At 62.3% G+C, this 19,138-nt stretch carries 20 protein-coding genes; 7 read left to right on the forward strand and 13 right to left on the reverse strand.

Annotation, left to right across the window (positions count from 1 at the left end):
- Positions 1 to 73: 73 nt before the first annotated feature.
- The 7 genes from ACX3M4_RS25620 to lgt all read right to left on the reverse strand — a co-directional run bounded on the left by ACX3M4_RS25620 (position 74) and on the right by lgt (position 7,162).
- Positions 74 to 1,081 carry a BMP family protein gene (locus tag ACX3M4_RS25620; protein ID WP_459355806.1) on the reverse strand — a complete coding sequence of 336 codons (1,008 nt, stop codon included), beginning with the start codon at positions 1,079 to 1,081 and terminating at the stop codon, positions 74 to 76.
- Positions 1,082 to 1,470: 389 nt separating this feature from the next.
- Positions 1,471 to 2,403 carry a ribose-phosphate pyrophosphokinase gene (locus tag ACX3M4_RS25625; protein WP_459355807.1) on the reverse strand — a complete coding sequence of 311 codons (933 nt, stop codon included), beginning with the start codon at positions 2,401 to 2,403 and terminating at the stop codon, positions 1,471 to 1,473.
- Positions 2,404 to 2,642: 239 nt separating this feature from the next.
- A complete protein-coding gene (locus ACX3M4_RS25630) occupies positions 2,643 to 3,164 on the reverse strand; it encodes a hypothetical protein (RefSeq protein ID WP_459355808.1) in 522 nt (173 codons plus the stop codon).
- An 89-nt stretch (positions 3,165 to 3,253) separates the two neighbouring features.
- Entirely contained in the window at positions 3,254 to 4,411 is a 1,158-nt protein-coding gene (locus ACX3M4_RS25635) for a M24 family metallopeptidase (protein ID WP_459355809.1), read from the reverse strand.
- 9 nt (positions 4,412 to 4,420) lie between these two features.
- On the reverse strand, positions 4,421 to 5,185 hold the full coding sequence (pgeF, locus tag ACX3M4_RS25640) for a peptidoglycan editing factor PgeF (RefSeq protein ID WP_459355810.1): 765 nt from the start codon (positions 5,183 to 5,185) through the stop codon (positions 4,421 to 4,423).
- Positions 5,186 to 5,240: 55 nt separating this feature from the next.
- Positions 5,241 to 6,329: a class I SAM-dependent methyltransferase gene (locus ACX3M4_RS25645; RefSeq protein ID WP_459355811.1), complete on the reverse strand. Its 1,089-nt coding sequence runs from the start codon at positions 6,327 to 6,329 to the stop codon at positions 5,241 to 5,243.
- Positions 6,326 to 7,162, reverse strand: coding sequence for a prolipoprotein diacylglyceryl transferase (gene lgt / locus ACX3M4_RS25650; protein ID WP_459355812.1), 837 nt, complete (start codon positions 7,160 to 7,162; stop codon positions 6,326 to 6,328). Before lgt ends, ACX3M4_RS25645 begins: the two co-directional genes overlap by 4 nt.
- Before the next feature lie 203 nt (positions 7,163 to 7,365).
- Here lgt and ACX3M4_RS25655 point away from each other — a divergent pair, with 203 nt between their 5' ends.
- The 5 genes from ACX3M4_RS25655 to ACX3M4_RS25675 all read left to right on the forward strand — a co-directional run bounded on the left by ACX3M4_RS25655 (position 7,366) and on the right by ACX3M4_RS25675 (position 10,531).
- On the forward strand, positions 7,366 to 7,632 hold the full coding sequence (locus ACX3M4_RS25655) for an accessory factor UbiK family protein (RefSeq protein WP_459355813.1): 267 nt from the start codon (positions 7,366 to 7,368) through the stop codon (positions 7,630 to 7,632).
- Between the two features lie 348 nt (positions 7,633 to 7,980).
- Entirely contained in the window at positions 7,981 to 8,481 is a 501-nt protein-coding gene (locus ACX3M4_RS25660; RefSeq protein ID WP_459355814.1) for a type III secretion system chaperone family protein, read from the forward strand.
- Complete coding sequence (proC, locus tag ACX3M4_RS25665) at positions 8,478 to 9,296, forward strand: pyrroline-5-carboxylate reductase (protein ID WP_459355815.1); 819 nt, start codon at positions 8,478 to 8,480, stop codon at positions 9,294 to 9,296. The genes ACX3M4_RS25660 and proC overlap by 4 nt, the downstream gene beginning before the upstream one ends.
- A 94-nt stretch (positions 9,297 to 9,390) precedes the next feature.
- On the forward strand, positions 9,391 to 10,089 hold the full coding sequence (locus tag ACX3M4_RS25670; RefSeq protein ID WP_459355816.1) for a TetR/AcrR family transcriptional regulator: 699 nt from the start codon (positions 9,391 to 9,393) through the stop codon (positions 10,087 to 10,089).
- Between the two features lie 94 nt (positions 10,090 to 10,183).
- The gene (locus tag ACX3M4_RS25675) at positions 10,184 to 10,531 is read left to right on the forward strand and encodes a tRNA-binding protein (protein WP_459355817.1); all 348 of its coding nucleotides are present in this window, start codon (positions 10,184 to 10,186) and stop codon (positions 10,529 to 10,531) included.
- Between the two features lie 48 nt (positions 10,532 to 10,579).
- Here the strand turns inward: ACX3M4_RS25675 and ACX3M4_RS25680 are convergent, their stop codons facing one another.
- The 4 genes from ACX3M4_RS25680 to ACX3M4_RS25695 form a co-directional block, all read right to left on the reverse strand.
- Positions 10,580 to 11,914 (reverse strand): 8-oxoguanine deaminase, encoded by a 1,335-nt coding sequence (locus ACX3M4_RS25680; RefSeq protein WP_459355818.1) that lies wholly within the window; start codon positions 11,912 to 11,914, stop codon positions 10,580 to 10,582.
- Positions 11,915 to 12,121: 207 nt separating this feature from the next.
- On the reverse strand, positions 12,122 to 13,516 hold the full coding sequence (locus tag ACX3M4_RS25685) for an ATP-binding protein (protein WP_459355819.1): 1,395 nt from the start codon (positions 13,514 to 13,516) through the stop codon (positions 12,122 to 12,124).
- Positions 13,517 to 13,527: 11 nt separating this feature from the next.
- On the reverse strand, positions 13,528 to 14,226 hold the full coding sequence (locus ACX3M4_RS25690) for a response regulator (RefSeq protein WP_459355820.1): 699 nt from the start codon (positions 14,224 to 14,226) through the stop codon (positions 13,528 to 13,530).
- Positions 14,227 to 14,259: 33 nt separating this feature from the next.
- Entirely contained in the window at positions 14,260 to 14,817 is a 558-nt protein-coding gene (locus ACX3M4_RS25695; protein ID WP_459355821.1) for a MarR family winged helix-turn-helix transcriptional regulator, read from the reverse strand.
- Between the two features lie 246 nt (positions 14,818 to 15,063).
- Between ACX3M4_RS25695 and ACX3M4_RS25700 the strand changes: the two genes are divergently transcribed.
- Positions 15,064 to 15,966 carry a branched-chain amino acid aminotransferase gene (locus ACX3M4_RS25700; protein WP_459355822.1) on the forward strand — a complete coding sequence of 301 codons (903 nt, stop codon included), beginning with the start codon at positions 15,064 to 15,066 and terminating at the stop codon, positions 15,964 to 15,966.
- A 143-nt stretch (positions 15,967 to 16,109) separates the two neighbouring features.
- Positions 16,110 to 17,192, forward strand: a complete 1,083-nt coding sequence (locus ACX3M4_RS25705; RefSeq protein WP_459355823.1) for an alcohol dehydrogenase family protein — start codon at positions 16,110 to 16,112, stop codon at positions 17,190 to 17,192.
- Positions 17,193 to 17,212: 20 nt separating this feature from the next.
- Here the strand turns inward: ACX3M4_RS25705 and ACX3M4_RS25710 are convergent, their stop codons facing one another.
- Both ACX3M4_RS25710 and ACX3M4_RS25715 read right to left on the reverse strand, forming a co-directional pair.
- Positions 17,213 to 18,505 (reverse strand): multidrug effflux MFS transporter, encoded by a 1,293-nt coding sequence (locus ACX3M4_RS25710; protein WP_459355824.1) that lies wholly within the window; start codon positions 18,503 to 18,505, stop codon positions 17,213 to 17,215.
- Positions 18,506 to 18,673: 168 nt separating this feature from the next.
- Positions 18,674 to 19,135 carry a molybdenum cofactor biosynthesis protein MoaE gene (locus tag ACX3M4_RS25715; RefSeq protein ID WP_459355825.1) on the reverse strand — a complete coding sequence of 154 codons (462 nt, stop codon included), beginning with the start codon at positions 19,133 to 19,135 and terminating at the stop codon, positions 18,674 to 18,676.
- Positions 19,136 to 19,138: the final 3 nt, after the last annotated feature.

Raw genomic sequence — 19,138 nt, forward strand, 5'->3', positions numbered from 1 at the left:
TTGGCTGTCCGGCGATTGCCGGCGGCTGAAAAGCCGCCGGCGGCCTTGGCCGCCGGCGGGACCGCAAGTGCGGTTACATGGTGGACTTGGGTTCGCTGTCGTTGACGTTGACGCGGAAGAGACCGTCCAGGATTTCCTGTTCCTTTTCCTTCGCAGCTGCGACGGCGTCGGCCGGTGCAAGGCTCTCGTCGACGAGGAAGCTGCCACCGCCATAGGACATGAAGCTGTAGGGACCATAGTCCGCAGGCTCGAAATTATCGGCAACGACGGCCGCGACGGCCTTGTCGATGGTCGGTTCCATATGCCAGAGCGCGGAGGAGAGGATGGTGCCCGGATAATCGCCGGAGGTGTCGATGACGTTGCCGATGGCCAGGATCCCCTTTTCCTTGGCCGCGTCGGACACGCCGAAGCGCTCGGCGTAAAGGATGTCCGCGCCCTTGTCGATCATCGCAAAGGCGGATTCCTTGGCCTTGGGCGGATCGTACCAGGAGTTGATGAAGGTCACGAGGAACTTCACATCCGGGTTGACAGTGGTTGCACCTTCCATGAAGGCGTTCATCAGCCGGTTGACTTCCGGAATGGCATAACCGCCGACCATGCCGATGACATTCGACTTGGTGGTGGCGCCCGCGATCATGCCGGAGAGATAGCTCGGCTCATGGATCCAGTTGTCGAAAACGGCAAAGTTAGGCTGTGCCGGGCCGAAGGACGAGCCCATCAGGAAGGCCGTGTCCGGATATTCGGCCGCCACCTTGCGGGCGGCGCGCTCGACAGCGAAGGCCTCGCCGACGACGAGGTCCATGCCCTGTTCGGCATATTCGCGCATGACGCGCTCATAGTCGGTGTTGGCGACGTTTTCGGAGAAGGTATAGGTGATCTCGCCGCGCTCCTGCGCGGCCTTCAGTGCCTTGTCGATGCGGCTGACCCATTGCTGTTCGACGGGCACGGTATAGATCGCGGCGACCTTGATCGGTTCGGCGGCGACGGTGGAGGTATAGGACAATCCTGCGGTGACTGTGACGGCCAGCGCAGCCGACAACAAGGCCCGGCGGACCCTGGAAAACGGTCTGGAAACGAGCATCTGAAATCCCCTGGAAAGGTTTTTTGCGAGCTTAGCTGATCACAAAATGTGCGTGCCCACAAGCTATGCAGAGGGTTGAAACGTTAATTTTTTGATCAATTGGGAAAAAATGAAGGGCTGACGAATGGAGCCAGGCTTGTACGCGGCGCAATCGTTGCAAATGTGTGGGGTGACTTGCATCAGTGTCATCTCCGCGAAAGCGGAGACCCGGGAGACTTCATCGTTTACGGGATCTTCCATACGCCTCCGGGAGTCGTGGGTCTCGGCTCTACGCTTCGCTGCGGCCAAGATGACGGCCTCAGCAGTTCGAAAGCAGAGAGAGTGGTCGAGATTAAAGCAAAACGCCCGGCGTTAACCGGGCGTTTGAAGATCTCGACGTGCAGGAGGCCCTAGCTGAAGAGGCTCGAGACCGATTTTTCCAGCGCCGTGCGGTTGATCGCTTCGCCGATCAGCGGGGCGATCGAGATGGCGCGGATGTTTGCCGCGGCGGTGATGGCGGCGGTCGGCTCGATCGAGTTGGTGATGACCAGCTCTTTCAGCTTGGACGAGGTGACACGGGCGACCGCGCCGCCGGATAGAACGCCGTGGGTGATATAGGCGGTCACCGACTTGGCGCCCTTGGAGAGCAGGGCCTCCGCCGCGTTGCAGAGCGTGCCGCCACTGTCGACGATGTCGTCGACGAGGATGCAGTCATAGCCCTTCACATCGCCGATGATGTTCATGACTTCCGACTCTCCAGGCTTGTCGCGGCGCTTGTCGACGATGGAGAGCGGGGCTTCGATGCGCTTGGCCAGTGCGCGGGCGCGCACCACGCCGCCGACATCGGGCGACACGACCATGACGTTGTCCGTCGCGTACCGTTCCTTGATGTCGCGGGTCATGACCGGTGCGGCAAAGAGATTGTCCGTCGGGATATCGAAAAAACCCTGGATCTGTCCGGCGTGGAGATCCAGGGTCAAGATGCGGTCCGCACCGGCTTCGGTAATGAGGTTCGCCACCAGCTTCGCCGAGATCGGGGTTCGGCCGGAAGCGCGGCGATCCTGCCGGGCGTAGCCGAAATAGGGGATGACTGCGGTGATGCGGCGGGCGGAGGAGCGGCGCAGCGCATCGATGATGATGAGCAGCTCCATCAGGTGGTCGTTTGCCGGGTAGCTGGTCGGCTGCACGACGAAGACGTCTTCACCGCGCACGTTTTCCTGGATTTCGACGAAGATTTCCTGGTCGGCAAACCGCCGGACCTGGCATTTGGCCAGAGGAGCGTCCAGATATTTGGAGATTTCCTCAGCCAGGGCTCGGTTGGAATTGCCCGCGACGATCTTCATGAGCCGCAAGTCCTTCTGGTGCGACGGCGGGGCTGCGGGCGGATACCGCCCATGCAGACACGCGGAAAGGCCTAGGTCTTATGTCAGTGCCGGGTGCCGGAGACCCTTTGGGAGAACCCTCGGCAGGCGGCGGCGTTGTAACAACCAAGCACCCCGACGACAACAGGCGTTGACGCCCGACAGACGCTTTTTTTTATTTTTTGTGACGCGGCACGATAATTAGCTGACGAAGCTCGTCATTATCGGTTGAGCCAGGCCTTGATTTCCACCATGGAGCGATTGGCAATGCGCGACAACACGCCGGAAGAGGCCGCCTGCCATGGATCGCCCGAGGCGCCTCCGGTGTCTTCGGTGCCGGAGATTCGCTTCAGCCGTCGGCCGGAGCTGTCGACAATGTCGAAGACGTAGAAAACGGTGCCGTTGGAAGGCTGGCCGGTCGCCGACAGGAATCCGTTGACCCGGTAGGTTGCCGATGCCCCGACCCGGCGCACCAGGGTGATGCCCTGCTTGCGCGCTTCCGCGCCGATCAGCTCGGAGAGTTCGTCGGCAATGTTGCCGGGGGCGCCCGTAAAGGGCTCGAACGCGAAGGTGATGCCTTCTTCCGGATCGACCTGACTGGAAATCGACGGCGTTGGCGCTGTCGTGGCGATCGGGCTCGGCGGCTGCGGCGAAGCCTGGCAGGCTGCGAGGCCTGCCACCAGCGCAAGTCCGGCCAGGAGGCGCAGGGAAGAACGGGTTTTCGGGCTGGTTTGGTTTGGCATGCGGACGCCTGGCTCTCGGTCTCGAAATCGTCTTGAAGCAGCCACTTGGAAATGACGGGAAAATCACCGGGCCGCAAGGTGGAACTGGTTTAGCCTGACTTGACCGGCAGGTCGAGAGGCAGCGTGGAGAAGCATTCCGGCGCACCCGCCGTGGTCAGGTAGGTCTGGCCGAGTGTCATGGCGGTGCCGGAGATGGAATCCATCAGGATCATGTGCATGAAGATCACCATGTCCGGTTTGACCTCGGCCGGATTGGCCTTGTAGGCCATGGGCATGTCCATCCAGCTTGGCGTGAAGCGGGCGCCGAGCGAATAGCCGCAGGCGTTGAGACGGTGGGGCATCATGCCATGAGCGTCCATGCGCTCCGCATGGGCATCGAAGACATCGCCGAAGGTGCGGCCGGTGACAAGCTGGGTTTCGACCGCTGCCAGCGCTTCACGAGCTGCCAGGTACATTTCCTGGTGCCGGTCGGTCGGGGTGCCGACCACTACCGTGCGCATCAGCGCTGCATGGTAATGGCGATAAGCGCCAGCCCATTCCAAAGTGATCTGGTCCTGGGCGGACAGCTCCCTGCGGCCGGCCTTGTAGCGGCACAGCAGTGCGTCACGGCCGGAGCCGATGATGAATTCGTTGCCCGGATAGTCGCCGCCGCCTTCGAAGATTGCGCCCTGCATCGCCGCCAGAATACGGCCTTCGTCTGCCCCGGGACGGATCTCGTCAAGTGCGGCGTGATACGCCTTGTCGGCGAGTTCGGCCGCCTTGCGCACATAGACGATCTCTTCGGCGCTCTTCACCGAGCGGAGCTCCGGGACCAGCGGAGACGCATCGCGGATATCGGCGAAGCTGGAGAGTTCCTCGTTGATCTTGAGGGCGATCTTTCCGGTCATGCCGTGGGTGTCGTATTCGATGCCGAGACGGCTGCCGAGCAGGTCCAGGTCGAAGAGCATGTCCTTCAGCTGCCCGACCGGTGTGGCTGCGCCGCGGTCGATCCAGATGCGGATGTCCTCGATATTGGAGGTGTGCTTGGCCTGGCGTTCGTCGGCCGAACGGGTCAGGAGCACCTTGCGCCCTTCCTTCGTCACCACCAGGCACTGGAAGAAGCAGAAGCCGAACGTGTCGTAGCCGGTCAGCCAGTACATGCTTTCCTGGGCGAAGAGCAGCATGGCGTCGAGCTTTTCGGCTTCCATCGCGGCCTTCAGGCGGTCGAAGCGGCTCTCGAATTCGGCATCGGAAAAGTGAAGTGCCATGGCGGGTCCTCAAACGAGTGCGATTGCGCTGATCTGGCGGCCGTAGTCCGGCTCCTTGCGGTGCGTCGTGCGGCGGTAGGAATAGAAACGGTCCTCGTCGGCATAGGTACACAGTGCCATGTCGGTGACGAGGCGAAGGCCAAGCTGCGTGAGCTTGCCGGTGACGAAGGCCGGCAGGTCGAACATGAAGTGGTCCGGACGGGTCGAGGCAATGAAATAGCGGCCGTTTCCGGCATTTTCCGACAGGAATCGCTCGCGAAACTCAGGGCCGACTTCGTAGGCTTGCTGCGAGATCGTGGGGCCGAGCACCGCGACGATATTGCCGCGGCTGGCGCCGAGGGCCTCCATGGCCGAAACGGTGTTTTGCAGGACACCGGTTACGGCGCCTTTCCAGCCGGAATGGGCCGCACCGACGACACGGGCTTGCGGGTCGGCAAAGAGAACGGGGCCGCAATCGGCCGTCGAGATGCCGATGGCAACGCCTGGCGTTGCGGTGACCAGCGCATCGGCCTTGCGTTCGGCATCCTTTACCCAGGGGCCGGTGACGGCAATCACGTCCGGCGAATGGATCTGGTAGGGCGAAACGAGCTTTTCCGGGCCGACGTCAAAGTGAGCCGCCACCCGCTTGCGGTTTTCCTGAACCTTCTCGCGTTCATCGTCGGAGCCGAGGCCGATGTTGAGGCTGCCGTATATCCCTTCGGAGACGCCGCCCTGACGGGTGAAGAAGCCGTGCGCCAGGCCGTCAAGCTTGAGGGCATCTGCTTCGATCTTCATTCCGGTCTCCTAAAGCGGCGGGATTCGCTTGCGCGGCGTCTGATCCTTGGGGTGTTCAGGACGCGCTGTCAAACGGCGGGAAGGCAATTCCGGAACTTGTCACCGCAAGAACCTTGAAGAGATCGCCCATCTGGCCGGGAGCAGCCAGGCGTTCGACCGCGTCGCGGATGGTTTCCTGTTCCGCGAGGGATTTGCCCGCCCCAAGCGCGCCGGCCCGTTCCACAAGCCCGGACCGCAACAGGAAGTCACCCTGTGTCAGCGGCGGCAGGGCGGTTGCCCCGCCCCGGATTGCGGCCGCAGCCAGGGCCTCGAAATTGACATGGGCGGTGAGGTCGGCTTCGCCCGGATGGGCCAGGACGTCATCGTAGGTGTGTCTGTAAAGCGCCTGCAGCGTGTCGCCGGCTGCTGTCTTCAGGTAACCGTAATCGATGAAGAGAGCGGCACCGCAATATGAAGCAATCCGGCGGCCGATTTCCTCGGCAATGGCATTGGCGGCGGGCTGGGTTTCGAAAATCGAGCCTTCAGGTGCGCTGGCGAGATGGGCAGGGATCGCGTCGTCCGAAAGACGAGCCGCGCCGATGCCGAAGGTCAATTCACCGGTGCCCGCCAGGCCGACCTGGCGCTCCTGCCAGGCATTTGCCGTCCTGACGAACTGGTGGATCGGGAGGGCGTCGAAGAATTCGTTGGCAACCAGGATCAACGGGCCTTCCGGCACGTCCTGAAAGCGGTCGCGGAATGTTGGCTGGAGTGGGGCCTTTGCCAGCGTCTTCGACTGCATCTGCCGCAACCTGGGACTGGTCTCGACGAGGTTCAGATGCGCCCCCTTGATGAATGCGGGACGCAAGGCAGCAACGCGCAGAAGATCTGAAATCAGCGTGCCGCGGCCAGGCCCAAGTTCGACCAGCTGGAAATCGTCCGGGCTGCCGAGCGCCTGCCAGGCGGAGAGACAGGCGGCACCGACGAGTTCGCCGAACATCTGGCTGATTTCCGGCGCGGTGATGAAGTCGCCCTTGGCACCGAATGGCTCGCGGGTGATGTAGTACCCGGCCTCCGGGTCGCCGAGGCAGACCGACATGTATTGGGCAACGGAAAGAGGTCCGTCCGCCTCGATCCGCGCTTTCAGCTTTTCACCAAGCCTCGTCACGCCGGCTCCACTTCGGCAGGGCGCCGTGCTGCCCAGATCATTGCAGCGAGCCCGGCAAGGATCATGGGCAGGGAGAGCAGGATGCCCATCGTGAGGAAGCCGCCGAGATATCCGATATGTTCGTCGGGGACGCGATAAAGTTCCGCAATGGAGCGGGCGATGCCATAGCCGAACGCGAAGGCGCCGGCGAGAAAGCCGCGTTTCTGCAGCAGCTTGAACCTGCGGCAGAGTACGAACAGCACAAGAAAGAGCACGACGCCCTCGAGCGCTGCTTCATAAAGCTGGCTCGGATGGCGGGGCTCCGGGCCGCCGGTCGGGAACACCACGGCCCAGGGCACGTCGGCCGGTCGGCCCCAGAGTTCGGAATTGATGAAGTTGGCGATGCGGCCGAAGAAGAGGCCGATGGGGGCGGCGCAACCGGCAAGGTCAAACAGGGTCCACAGCGGCAGGCCGCGTTTCCAGGCAAACAGGATCATGGCGATCACGGTGCCGGCGAAGCCGCCATGGAACGACATCCCGCCCGTCCAGATGGCCAATGCCTCTCCCGGATGCTCAAGATAATAGCCGGGATTATAGAACAGCACATAGCCGAGCCGTCCGCCGATGATGATGCCGAGCGTGCCCCAAAGCACGAAGTCGTCCATGTCGAGCGGCGTCGGCCGGCGCAGCCCGCCCCACCAGAGGCGGTCGTTGCGCACCAGGCTGCGCATGTAGCGCCAGGCCAGCAGAATGCCGACTATATAGGCGAGCGCATACCAGCGAAGGGCGAAAGGGCCGAATTCGACGATCACCGGGTCGATGGCGGGAAACGGCAGAACCAGAAGAGGCGGCACGGTGGAACCTTATGTTTCAGTCGCAAAACGTCTTGCTCGGACAATAGGGCAAAACCCGGGCAACGCTTGGAGGATCTTGGCGGCTCCGTCAAGCGGCAGGCTGCGGACGGCCGATCAGGCCTGCGGCGGAATTGGAGCTTGAAGTTGGCCGCGATCCCCCATACCTGTCTGCTATCGAAAATATTGCGATCAAGGAGGGTCCGATGACCCAAGGGCCGAACCGGCTTCTCGATGATTTCGCCAAGCTGATGACCGATGCCGCTGGTGTTGCACAGGGCGCGCGCCGCGAGGTGGAAACCGCATTCCGGGCACAGGCGGAGCGGTTCCTGTCCGATATGGACGTCGTTTCCCGCGAGGAACACGAGGCCGTCAAGGAGATGGCGGTGCGCGCGCTCGACCGGATCGACGAACTCGAATCGCGGCTGGCTGCACTGGAAAATCCGGGAAAAGTGTCCGCAGGCGACGCTTGAGGTGGTTCGTTGACGGTGATGTGAGCAATTTCTGTTAATTGTTGATGACAGAAAGACGACACATGCACTTGGCGGAATTGCGTTGTTTTTGGGCAGTGTGATGAAAAATGCCGCTGAGTCTTCCACAAGTTTCGGCTTTTTAGGCTCAGCTGGTATGTATCCCTTAAATCATTCCTGCTCCTATACTCAAAGATAACAGGGATTCGTCGGAGCAAGACGGAACCGGTTCGCTTCGCAAGGGCCAACAAAGGACGCGTTTTGCTCCTCCGGCATGGGACTTTTCCCGGCGGCCCGCCCGGTTATCGTGATCGGGTATCCGGCCCCCGGCTCAGAAGGGGAGTAGGCATCATGAGCCTCATCGAGATCGACCTCGAGCGACCTGGCAATCCCGTTGACATGATCGAGACTGTCGCCGCCCTGAACGACTGGGCTTTTGAGCGGTCCGACGAGGATGAGATCACCATCTCCCTCGAAGGCAGCTGGTGCGACTATCATGTCTCCTTCTCCTGGATGGAAGAAGTCGAAGCGCTGCATCTTGCCTGTGCTTTCGACCTCAAGGTCACGGAACTTCGCAAGACCGAAGTGCTGCGCCTGCTCGCCCTCGTCAACGAACAGCTCTGGATGGGGCACTTCGATCTCTGGAGCAAGGAGAGCGTGGTCATGTTCCGCCAGTCCCTGCTTCTGGCCGGCGGTGCGGAAGCGTCCTCGGCCCAGGTCGAGGCAATGCTGACAAATGCTCTTGAAAACTGCGAGCGTTTCTATCAAGCCTTCCAATTCGTCGTCTGGGCCGGCCACTCGGCTGCCGAGGCGATGAGCACGGCTTTGTTCGAAACCGCAGGAGAAGCATGAGTTTTTCAAAGGAACGGCCCTTCCTTCTTGTCGGCGCAGGCAAGATGGGCGGAGCCCTTTTATCCGGCTGGATGGCGGAAGGGATCGATCCCGCCGCCATCGTGGTCAGCGATCCGCGCCTCTCCGACGAGATGGACGCGCTTCTGAAACAGCATGGCATCCGCCACGTGACGTCGGTTCCCGGCGATCTCGTCGCGGGCATGGTCATGATCGCCATCAAGCCGCAGCTGATGGACGTTGTCCTTCCCGGCCTGAAGCCCGCTGTTGCTGCCGACACGCTGGTGCTGTCGATCGCCGCAGGCACGCCCGTTTGCAAATTCGAAGCCGCGTTCGGCAAGGTTCCGGTCTGCCGCTGCATGCCGAACACGCCGGCCATGGTCAAGCGCGGTATCACGGCGGTCTATCCGACGTCCGCGGTCTCCGAAGTCCAGAAAGCGGATGTGACGAAGCTGCTTTCCGCCGTCGGCAAGGTGGTCTGGCTCGACAGCGAGGACCAGATCGATCTGGTGACGGGCGTCAGCGGGTCCGGCCCGGCCTATGTCTTTTTCCTGGCGGAAGCCTTGAGCGAGGCGGGCAGGGCGGCGGGACTGCCTGAAGAGCTTGCGCATGAGCTGGCTGTTGCGACAGTCTGCGGTGCCGGGGAGCTGATGCACCAGTCTCGGGAACATCCGTCGATCCTGCGGCAGAACGTGACCAGCCCCAACGGCACCACGGCCGCTGCGCTGGACGTGTTGATGCATGCCGAAGGCCTGCAGCCGGTGCTGACCGAGGCCGTGGCAGCGGCGGTAAAACGGGCACGCGAACTCGCCGGCTGATCCGGTGCAACAAGACCTGCGGCGGCGGGTCACTCTTTTCGCCGCCGCTCTGGTTTCCTATCTTTAGGTCATCCGTTTGTGAGGAGACCGATCCATGGCAACCGCAAAGACGAAGCAGAAGATCCTTGATACTTTTCTGGGCCTGCTCTCGGAACACCCTTTCGAGGATGTCTCTCTTCCTTTGATTGCAGCAACGGCGAAGATCAAGCTCTCCGACATGCGCGGGGCGTACAGCTCCAAGCTGAAACTGGTCGCGGCCTTTCTCGAAGAGGTCGACAGGAAAGTTCTCGACGAGCGTGACACGGACATGGACGACCAGCCGCCACGCGACCGTCTGTTCGATATCCTGATGACCCGCATCGATGCGCTGGCGGAGCACAAGGAGGCCGTCTGTGCCCTGCACAGGGCCGCTCGGAAAGATCCGGCGCTGGCTCTGGATTTCAACGCGCTCGAAGTCCGATCGCAGAAATGGATGCTGATCGCCGCCGGGATCGATGTCTCGGGCGTGAAGGCGACGGTTGTCGCTCAAGGTCTGGCGATCGCCTTTGCCCGTGTGGTCGATGTCTGGCTGGACGAGGAAGACGAAGGCATGCCGCGCACCATGGCGCGTCTCGACAAGGAACTGGACCGCGGCTCGAGCTTCATGAAGCGGCTCGGCACGCTCGACAGCTTCGCCAAGGGGGTGCAGTCCTTCTTCCGCAAGGCCGCTGAACGGCGCGACAGACGCCGATCCCCGCATGAAGCCCAGGACGGCGAGCCGGGATCTTCCGGAGAAGCGCCTGCGGGTGCCTGATTGCAACACCCGGTTGGAGTTTTGAAAGTCCTGGGGTCAGCCACCTTGCGTGCCGGCGCTCCTGTGGCCATGGTCGCTTGCGAGAACAGAGGATATGTCCGTGAGCGACCAGATCAGTTTTGACGATTTCCTGAAAGTGGATGTGCGTGTCGGCCAGGTTGTCGAGGCCGAGGCATTTCCCGAGGCGCGCAATCCGGCCTACAAGATGCGGATCGATTTCGGCCCCGAGATCGGCATCAAGAAAACCTCCGCGCAGATCACCAGGCACTACACGCCTGAAACGCTTGTCGGAAAACGGGTGATGGCGGTGGTCAACTTCCCGCCACGCCAGATCGGTCCCGTCATGTCCGAGGTGCTGACGCTTGGAGTGCCGGACGAGGATGGTGAGGTGGTGCTGCTGTCACCGGACAAGGACGTGCCCCTCGGCGGGCGCCTTTACTGAATGTGTTCCGGCGGGCGTTGTGCCCGCCGGGTCACTTTTCTCGTGTGATCAGGTTCGGATCGATCGCGCCAGACGGTTCTGGCGTTCGATGACCCTGGGCAGGTCGATCGTGATCATGTTTCCGTCGCTGACAACCTGACGGCCTTCGACGAAGAGATCCCTGACGCGGGTGGGGCCGGCCAGCAGCAGGGCCGCCGGATCCCAGCTGCCTGCGCTTTCGATGCCTGAGACATCCCAGATGGCGATATCGGCGCGCTTGCCGACGGCAATCCGGCCGCAGTCGGGACGGTTCAGCACGTCGGCGCCCCCACGGGTGGCGATTTCCAACGCCTCGCGGGCGGACATGGCATCGGCGCCGTTTGCGACCCGCTGCAACAGCAAGGACTGGCGGGCTTCCAGCACCAGATTGCCGGCATCGTTGCTGGCGGAGCCATCGACGCCGAGACCGACCTTGACGCCCGCATCGCGCATCGCCCGCACCGGTGCGATGCCGCTGCCGAGCCGGCAGTTGGAGCAGGGGCAATGGGCAACGCCCGTGCCGCTGTCGGCAAAGAGCCTGATCTCCTTGCCGTCGAGCTTGACACAGTGAGCGTGCCAGACATCGGCCCCCGTCCAGCCGAGATCCTCGGCATATTGACCCGGCCGGCAGCCGAACTTTTCCTCGGAATAGGAAATGTCCTCGTTGTTTTCGGCAAGATGGGTATGCAGCATCACCTTCTTGTCGCGGGCAAGAAGCGCTGCTTCGCGCATCAGGTCGCGGCTGACGGAAAAGGGCGAGCACGGCGCCAGCCCGACACGCACCATCGCGCCCTCGGACGGATCGTGAAAGGCGTCGACCACGCGGATCGAATCCTCAAGGATCGCGGCTTCCTTCTCGACCAGCGCGTCCGGCGGCAGGCCGCCGTCGCTCTCACCGATGCTCATTGCACCGCGCGTCGGATGAAACCGAAGGCCGATTTCATGCGCCGCGGCAATCGTGTCGTCGAGGCGGGAACCGTTCGGATAGAGATAAAGATGGTCGGAAGTCAGTGTGCAGCCCGACAGGGCCAGTTCCGCCAGGCCGGTCTGCGCGGAAACGAACATCTCCTCCGGGCCAAAGCGCGACCAGATCGGGTAAAGCGTCTGCAGCCAGCCGAAGAGCAGGGCATCCTGACCGCCCGGCACGGCGCGAGTCAGGCTCTGATAGAGATGGTGATGGGTGTTGACGAGGCCCGGCGTGACGACACAGCCACGGGCCGAATGGACCTCGCCAGTGCCGGTGAGGCCGGATCCGATTTCCGTGATGATCGCGTCGCGGACACGGATGTCGACAGCCGGGAGCTCCCTTCGGTCATCGTCCATGGTCAAGACGGTATCAGCGTTCTTGATAAGAATTTCAGACATGCGCATTCCTTGCCCCGCCTCATAGGAATGCGTTGGACCGGTGGAAAACGGGTAAGAACCGGACGGCAATTCGTAGGAAGAAACAACCGATACAGTCAACCGGAAATTGGACTGTTCTTCATAGGATCTGGATCGGCAGGTGAAAGGCTTGTTCGCCAAGCAACGTCACTGTGCCCTTCAAGCTCAGATGTGGTGCTTCCGGATGGTTCAGGCGGGTATCCGCAAGCGTGCCCGCAGGCCGCCGAGCGGGCTGTCCTCCAGGTAGAGATCGCCGCCATGACCCCTGGCGGCGTCGCGGGCAATGGCAAGGCCAAGGCCGCTGCCGGTCTCGTCCATGTTGCGGGCGAGGTCGAGGCGGTGGAAGGCCCGGAAGGCCATGGCGCGCTGGTCCTCCGGGATGCCGGGACCATCGTCGTCGACGAGGATCGTAAGCCAGCCGTCCTTGAGCGTTCCGCTGACCTCGACCCGGTTGCCGTATTTACAGCCGTTGGTGACGAGGTTCGACAGGCAGCGTTTCATGGAGAGGCGGCGAAGCTCGATCTCGGCGGGGCCTTCAAACCGCGTGGTGACGTTGTGGCCGGAAATTTCCGCCTCTTCCTCGATCTCTTCCAGGAGCAGTGACAGGTCGGTTTTCTGGATGGCTTCGTCGCCGTCGCCACTGGCAAAGGCGAGGTAGTCTTCCAGCATGTGGCTCATTTCGTCGACATCCTTGCGCATGGCGTCGCTTTCCTGGGAGTTGCCGAGAAAGGCGAGCTGCAGTCGCAGGCGGGTGAGGATGGTGCGCAGATCGTGGCTGACGCCGGCAAGCATGGTGGTGCGCTGTTCGATCTGCCGCTCGATACGCCGGCGCATGTCGATGAAGGCGAGGCTTGCCCGGCGCACTTCGCGCGCACCGCTTGCGCGGAAGTTCTCCACCGGCCGGCCGCGCCCGAAGGCTTCCGCCGCATCTGCAAGGCGCACGATCGGCCGGATCTGGTTGCGCAGGAAGAGGAGGGCGATGATCACCAGCACGAGCGAAGTAGAAAACATCCACACCAGGAAGATATGCGAGTTGGAGGCATAGGTCTGGCTGCGGCGGGTGAAGATCTTGAGAATGCTGTCATTCAGCTGGATGCGGATTTCGACGAAACGCGACCGGCCGACCGTGTCGATCCAGAACGGTTTGCCGATCCGCTGGCTGATCGCCTGGCTGAGTTCCTGGTCGATGACGTCGAAAAACGGTTTCGGGGCCGGTGCCGGGAGCGGTTCGAGCGGCACGACCGATATCGACATGCCGAGCGCCGAGGATGCCAACCCCTCAACCGTGTTGTAGTCGGGATCTTGAGGGTATTTCTCAAGCACGTAGACGATGGCGGCGATCTCGCGCACCACGGCCTCCGACATGCGCCGGGAGACGAGCTGGTAGTGCCGTTCCATAAAAACGAAGACAAGCACCGATTGCAGCACGACGACCGGTGTGACGATGATGAGGAACGTGCGGGTAAAGAGGCCCTTCGGCATGATGCGGTACATCAGCCGCGAAGCCTGGCGGTAGACCGTCAGGAGCGGTTTCAGCGGCAGTGCCAGGGGAAAGCGTTCGAAGAAGGAGACTGGATCGGCCATGGGGTCCCGGCTTAGTCGCAGGCGAGCCGGTAGCCAATGCCGCGGACGGTCTGAAGATATATCGGATTGCCGGGATCGGTTTCGATCTTGCGCCGGAGGCGGTTGATCTGGACGTCCACCGTGCGCTCGCCGAGGCCACTGTCATCGCCGACGATCTTGTGGCGGGGAACGGTCGCGCCCGGCTGCTCGGCGAAGATCGCGAGGATCTGCTTTTCCCGGTCGGTCAGCCGTACCATGGCATCGCCGTTTTTCAATTCGCCGCGCAGCGCGTTGAAGGAAAAGGGGCCGAAGCGGATTTCCTCGGTCACGACGACCGGCTGCTGGTTGCCGCGGCGCAGGATGGCCGCGATCCGCAACATCAGCTCCCGCGGTTCGAAAGGCTTGGAGAGATAATCGTCCACGCCGGCTTCCAGGCCGGCGATCCGGTCCGGTGCCTCGGAGCGGGCGGTGAGCATCAGGATGGGCACGGCCGAATCCTGGCGCAGGGAGGCGGCAAGTTCCAGGCCGGTCTCGCCCGGCATCATCACGTCGAGAATGATGAGGTCGAATTCCAGGCCGGAGAGGCAGGTGCGTGCGTCTGCCGCATTGGCGGCCGTCGTTACCCTGTAGCCGTTTTCCTTCAGGAGCCTGGAGAGCAGATCCCTGATGCGTTTGTCGTCATCGACCAGCAGAATGTGGTTGGCGTTGTCGTCGGGCACCTGAGCGTTCATGTCGGCAATACTGTCCTTCTCTGCCGCGGCAAATCAATCCTTGAGGTCGTAGGGGCTGCGGAGCAACTGCAGGATGTCCGGCCGTGCCTCTGGATCAATCATCTGCAGCAGAAACCTGCGGATAATCTCGTCGCAGCCATCTGGCAGACCAATTAGGGCACGTTCAAGGCGCTTTTGCTGCAGCTCGGTCAGGTCCACAGCCAGTGAATGGCCGCGCTCGGTGGTATAGAGCAGCCGCTGCCTTCGGTCGTGATGGCCTTCGCGCTGTTCGATCATCCCGGCATCCACCAATTGCTTCAGCACCCGGCCGAGGCTCTGCTTGGTTATGCGCAGGATTGCGAGCAGGTCGGTCACCATGATGCCCGGATTGCGTTCGACGAAATGCAGCACCCGGTGGTGGGCGCGGCCGAATTCGAACTTGGCGAGCACATCGTCCGGATCCTTGGTGAAATCGCGGTAGGCAAAAAACAACAGCTCGATCAGGTCGTAGGGCAACTCGCCCCCGCCCTCCTCATCCGGCTGCCGCGAGTGCGAAGATGCCTCGCCCCGTGGAAGGGCGGTTGGAACAGATTTGAAATTTACGTCAGTCATATTGACTTAATTCTGGTCGATTGTTACTTCTGCGCGGCCGTCGGCGAAAGGATCGGTCTTTTTGATGCATTTTTGCGCATCAGATGTTAAACGAATCCGATCACCTTCGCCGGGGCCATCAGGATACCGATTGTAGGCGTGCTGTGCAAAAAATACAGCGGTGAAAACGGCGCAAGTGTTTGGCGTCATTTGCCTCTGTTGACCTTAAATCAAGACAACGCTCAAAGAGCGAGCGGGAGACGAAAGATGGCTGCAACGCCTTTTGATCAGCTCAGCGGGGATATCTGGTACGACGGTACCTTCGTGCCCTGGGCAGACGCCAAGCTGCACGTGCTCAGCCACGGCCTCCACTATGGCAGCAGCGTGTTCGAGGGCGAGCGGGCCTATGGCGGGCGGATCTTCAAGTCCGAGGAACATACCGAGCGCCTGATCGCCTCCGGACGAATGCTGGGGTTCGAGATCCCCTGGACGGCCGAACAGATCAACGCGGCCAAGGAAGCTACCCTTGCCCGGATGAACCTTGCCGACGCGTATCTGCGCCCCGTCGCCTGGCGCGGCAGCGAGATGATGGGTATTTCGGCCCAGAAGAACACCATTCACCTGGCGATCGCCGCCTGGGAATGGCCGAGCTATTTCAAACCGGAAGAACGGCTGAAGGGCATTCGCCTCGACATGGCCGAATACCGCCGGCCGGCCCCTGCCACCGCTCCCTACAAGGCCAAGGCGGCGGGCCTCTACATGATCTGCACCATTTCCAAGCACGCGGCAGAGTCCAAGGGCTACACCGATGCCCTGATGCTGGACTGGCGCGGCCAGGTGGCGGAAGCAACCGGTGCCAACGTCTTCTTCATCAAGGACGGCAAGATCCATACGCCGACGCCGGACTGCTTCCTCAACGGTATCACCCGCCAGACCGTGATCGGTCTCGCCAGGGCGCGCGGCATCGAGGTGATCGAGCGGGCGATCCTGCCGGAAGAGCTTGCCGACTTCGAGCAGTGCTTCGTTACCGGCACCGCGGCGGAAGTGACACCGGTTTCCGAAATCGCGGGCAACAGCTATCAGGTTGGCGAGATCATCAAGACCCTGATGCAGGACTACGACGCCGCGGTTCGCTCCGAAGCTCCGGCGCTTCAGGCTGCAGCCGGCTGATCGTATCTTGGAAGACTGCAAGCAAAGGCGGGCTCTGGTCCGCCTTTTTTTGTGATCTGCGCACTGCTTACCGGACCGCTTGATCCGAAAGAGCATCCATCGTAAGGAATAGGTAGAATGATCATTCTACCTGAGGACATTGCATGGACGTTCCGGATGTGATGAAGGGCGTGGTCCTGACGGGGCACGGCGGTCTGGACAGGCTTGTCTGGCGGGAAGACCTACCGGTGCCGGTGCCGGGAGCGGGCGAGGTCCTGATCCGGGTTGGCGCAGCTTCCGTCAACAACACCGACATCAATACGCGCACGGGCTGGTACTCCAAGAGCGTGCGCGGTGATACGGCTTCGGGAGCAGGTGAAGGCTACGGGTCCGCGGCCGACGGAGACGGTGCCTGGTCGGGCAAACCCCTGTCCTTCCCGCGCATCCAGGGCGCAGATTGTTGCGGCACGATCGTCAGCACCGGCAAGGGCGTCTCTCAGAGCCGGATCGGCGAACGGGTGCTGGTGCGGGTGATGCAATCGGTCGATGGCGACGCCCCGATGCCGGAAGTCACCACATTCGGATCTGAACAGAACGGCGCGTTTGCCGAATATACCGTCGCCCGGGACAAAGACTCGCTTGATGTGCGTTCGAGCCTGTCCGACGTCGAGCTTGCCTCCTTTCCATGCGCCTTTTCCACGGCCGAGGGCATGATCCAGCGTGGCCGTATCGGCGCGGAACGGGTGCTTGTGACAGGTTCGTCCGGCGGTGTCGGGTCGGCAGCAATCCAGCTTGCCAAACGCCGCGGTGCCCATGTCACGGCCCTGACAAGCCCGGAAAAGTCAGCGGACCTGCGTGCGCTCGGCGCCGATGAAATCCTTGGCCGGGGCGATGATTTGCCGGCCGGCGCCTTCGACGCCGTGCTCGATCTGGTGGGCGGATCGCGATTTGACGATGTGATCGGCGCGCTGCGCAACGGCGGGCGCTATGTCACCTCAGGGGCGATCGCGGGACCGATCGTCGAACTGGACCTGCGCACGCTTTACCTGCGCGATCTGTCCCTGCTCGGCTCCACCTATCAGCCGGACACCGTCTTTCCGGACCTGGTGCGCTATATCGAGGCGGGCGAGATCCGGCCTGTCGTGGCCGCGATTTATCCGCTGCGAGAGTTGCGGGCGGCGCAGGAGGCCTTCCTGGCCAAGTCCTTTGTCGGCAAGATCGGCATCAAGGTCGCCGAGGGCAGCTAGGTACCACCCTCAAACGCGTTTCAGTCGCTATCGTGCAACGCATGGAACATCTGGCCGCGCTCCGCATAAAGAATGCAGGCGATGCTGCACAGGCCATAGATCGTGAAGGCAAGGCCGAGCGGCTGGGTGGAGCCGTCGAAGAGCTGGCCCATGATATAGCCGAGAATGGCACCGCCGAGCGTCGAGATCGTGCCGATGACGGAGGAGGCCGTCCCGGCAATCGCCCCGAGGGGCTCCATGGCCATCGCGTTGAAATTGGCGCCGAGGAACCCAAAACTCGTCATGATCATGGTCGCCAGTATCAGGAAAGCCCAGAAGTTTTCCAGGCCTAGGGCTGCCAGCAGCCAGATGGTGAAGCCGAGCAGGGTATAGGCCACTGCCGCACCGTGCGAGAGGCGGCGCATGCCGATGGCTTCAACCAGCTGCGCGTTGGTGAAGGACGATCCCGCCATGGTGATGGCGATCACCGCAAAGACGACCGGGAAGAGTGTCCCGAGATCGAAGACGTCGACGAAGATCTGCTGCGACATGGCCAGGAACGAAAACAGCCCGCCAAAGATAAAGGCGGTTCCGACTGTGTAGCCGAGGGTTACGCGGGTGCCGAGCGCCGTCATGTAGGCGTCCGTGATCTTGGCAAGCACCATCGGCCGGCGCTTCTCGATTGCCAGCGTCTCAGGAAGCCGCTGTGCCGACCACACCATCATGATGACGCCGGAGATCAGCAACAGGGCGAAGATCCAGTGCCAGCCGGCAATCAGCAGCACGGCCTGGCCGATGGAGGGGGCCACGACCGGCACGGCCATGAACACCATCATCACCAGCGACATGACCTTGCCCATGCGCCGGCCGGTGTAGCAGTCGCGCACGACGGAAAGTGCGGTCACCCGGGCGGCGGCGCAGCCGACGCCCTGCAGCACACGGGCGACGAGCAGCGTGTCGAGGTCCATGGCGAAGATCGCGCCAATGCTGGCAAGACTGTAGAGCGCCAGACCGCCGACGAGGATCTTGCGCCGGCCGAAGGCGTCGGTAATGGGCCCGAAGAAGAGCTGCGCGCCGCCGAACCCGATCAGGTAGGACAGCAGGACCAGCTGCCGGTTGTTCTCTTCCACGATGTTGAGCGCGTCGCCGATGGCAGGCAGCGCGGGCAGCATCACGTCGATGGCCATGGCATTGAGAGCCATGATCATGGCGATGATCGCGACGAATTCGGCAAAGGGAATGCCCGGCTCGCGAATGACTTCCGAAGAGGTGTTTCCGTGGGCTGGAGCTGCCGCCGGCGCTGGTATGTCGGAGGAGGCGCTGTCGTGTTTCACTGGGTCGGACCAATTCAAAGGGCGGGCCGGGGTCAGCCCGGTTGTAAAATAAAGGAAGAAAGCGGCATCAAGCGCCAAGGGTCGGCGCAGTCTAGGCGTTCAAGGCGGGTACGTCCAACCGGAATCGGCTGGTGCCAAAAAGGCATTCTATTTCAGGTTGTTAGCCTGTCATTTCCAACGGGCAGCGTCCTTGTCGTCACCGTCCCTGGCCTCGACCCAGGTGCCGGCGCCGCCATCAACGAGATGCTCCTTCTTCCAGAAGGGCGCGCGGGTCTTGAGATAGTCCATCAGAAAGTCGGCAGCCTCGAAAGCGGCCCTGCGATGCGAGGAGGCGGCGATGACGAGAACGATGTTTTCGCCCGGCGGGATCTTGCCGTAGCGGTGGATCACGGTCAGGCCGGTGAGCGGCCAGCGCGTTGCGGCGTCGCCTGCAATCCGCGTCAGCTCGGCCTCGGCCATGCCCGGATAATGTTCCAGTTCCAGCGCGTTCAGCGTGCCTGCTTCGTCACGGCAGAGGCCGGTGAAGGTCACCAGCGCGCCGACATCCCTGCGGCCTTCCGTCAGGCGTCGGGATTCCGCCTGTACATCGAAGTCCTCCAGCTGCACGCGCACGCGTGGAGTGACACTCATCGC

The sequence above is a fragment of the Roseibium sp. M-1 genome (genome assembly GCF_054515675.1).

Coding starts and splice junctions, on each gene's coding strand:
- ACX3M4_RS25700 (WP_459355822.1), top strand. CDS start 15,064: ATGGCTGCAACGCCTTTTGATCAGCTCAGCGGGGATATCTGGTACGAC.
- ACX3M4_RS25635 (WP_459355809.1), bottom strand. CDS start 4,411: ATGGCACTTCACTTTTCCGATGCCGAATTCGAGAGCCGCTTCGACCGC.
- pgeF (WP_459355810.1), bottom strand. CDS start 5,185: ATGAAGATCGAAGCAGATGCCCTCAAGCTTGACGGCCTGGCGCACGGC.
- ACX3M4_RS25670 (WP_459355816.1), top strand. CDS start 9,391: ATGGCAACCGCAAAGACGAAGCAGAAGATCCTTGATACTTTTCTGGGC.
- ACX3M4_RS25660 (WP_459355814.1), top strand. CDS start 7,981: ATGAGCCTCATCGAGATCGACCTCGAGCGACCTGGCAATCCCGTTGAC.
- ACX3M4_RS25695 (WP_459355821.1), bottom strand. CDS start 14,817: ATGACTGACGTAAATTTCAAATCTGTTCCAACCGCCCTTCCACGGGGC.
- ACX3M4_RS25630 (WP_459355808.1), bottom strand. CDS start 3,164: ATGCCAAACCAAACCAGCCCGAAAACCCGTTCTTCCCTGCGCCTCCTG.
- ACX3M4_RS25715 (WP_459355825.1), bottom strand. CDS start 19,135: ATGAGTGTCACTCCACGCGTGCGCGTGCAGCTGGAGGACTTCGATGTA.
- ACX3M4_RS25690 (WP_459355820.1), bottom strand. CDS start 14,226: ATGAACGCTCAGGTGCCCGACGACAACGCCAACCACATTCTGCTGGTC.
- ACX3M4_RS25675 (WP_459355817.1), top strand. CDS start 10,184: ATGTCCGTGAGCGACCAGATCAGTTTTGACGATTTCCTGAAAGTGGAT.
- ACX3M4_RS25625 (WP_459355807.1), bottom strand. CDS start 2,403: ATGAAGATCGTCGCGGGCAATTCCAACCGAGCCCTGGCTGAGGAAATC.
- ACX3M4_RS25680 (WP_459355818.1), bottom strand. CDS start 11,914: ATGTCTGAAATTCTTATCAAGAACGCTGATACCGTCTTGACCATGGAC.
- ACX3M4_RS25620 (WP_459355806.1), bottom strand. CDS start 1,081: ATGCTCGTTTCCAGACCGTTTTCCAGGGTCCGCCGGGCCTTGTTGTCG.
- ACX3M4_RS25685 (WP_459355819.1), bottom strand. CDS start 13,516: ATGGCCGATCCAGTCTCCTTCTTCGAACGCTTTCCCCTGGCACTGCCG.
- ACX3M4_RS25655 (WP_459355813.1), top strand. CDS start 7,366: ATGACCCAAGGGCCGAACCGGCTTCTCGATGATTTCGCCAAGCTGATG.
- ACX3M4_RS25705 (WP_459355823.1), top strand. CDS start 16,110: ATGGACGTTCCGGATGTGATGAAGGGCGTGGTCCTGACGGGGCACGGC.
- proC (WP_459355815.1), top strand. CDS start 8,478: ATGAGTTTTTCAAAGGAACGGCCCTTCCTTCTTGTCGGCGCAGGCAAG.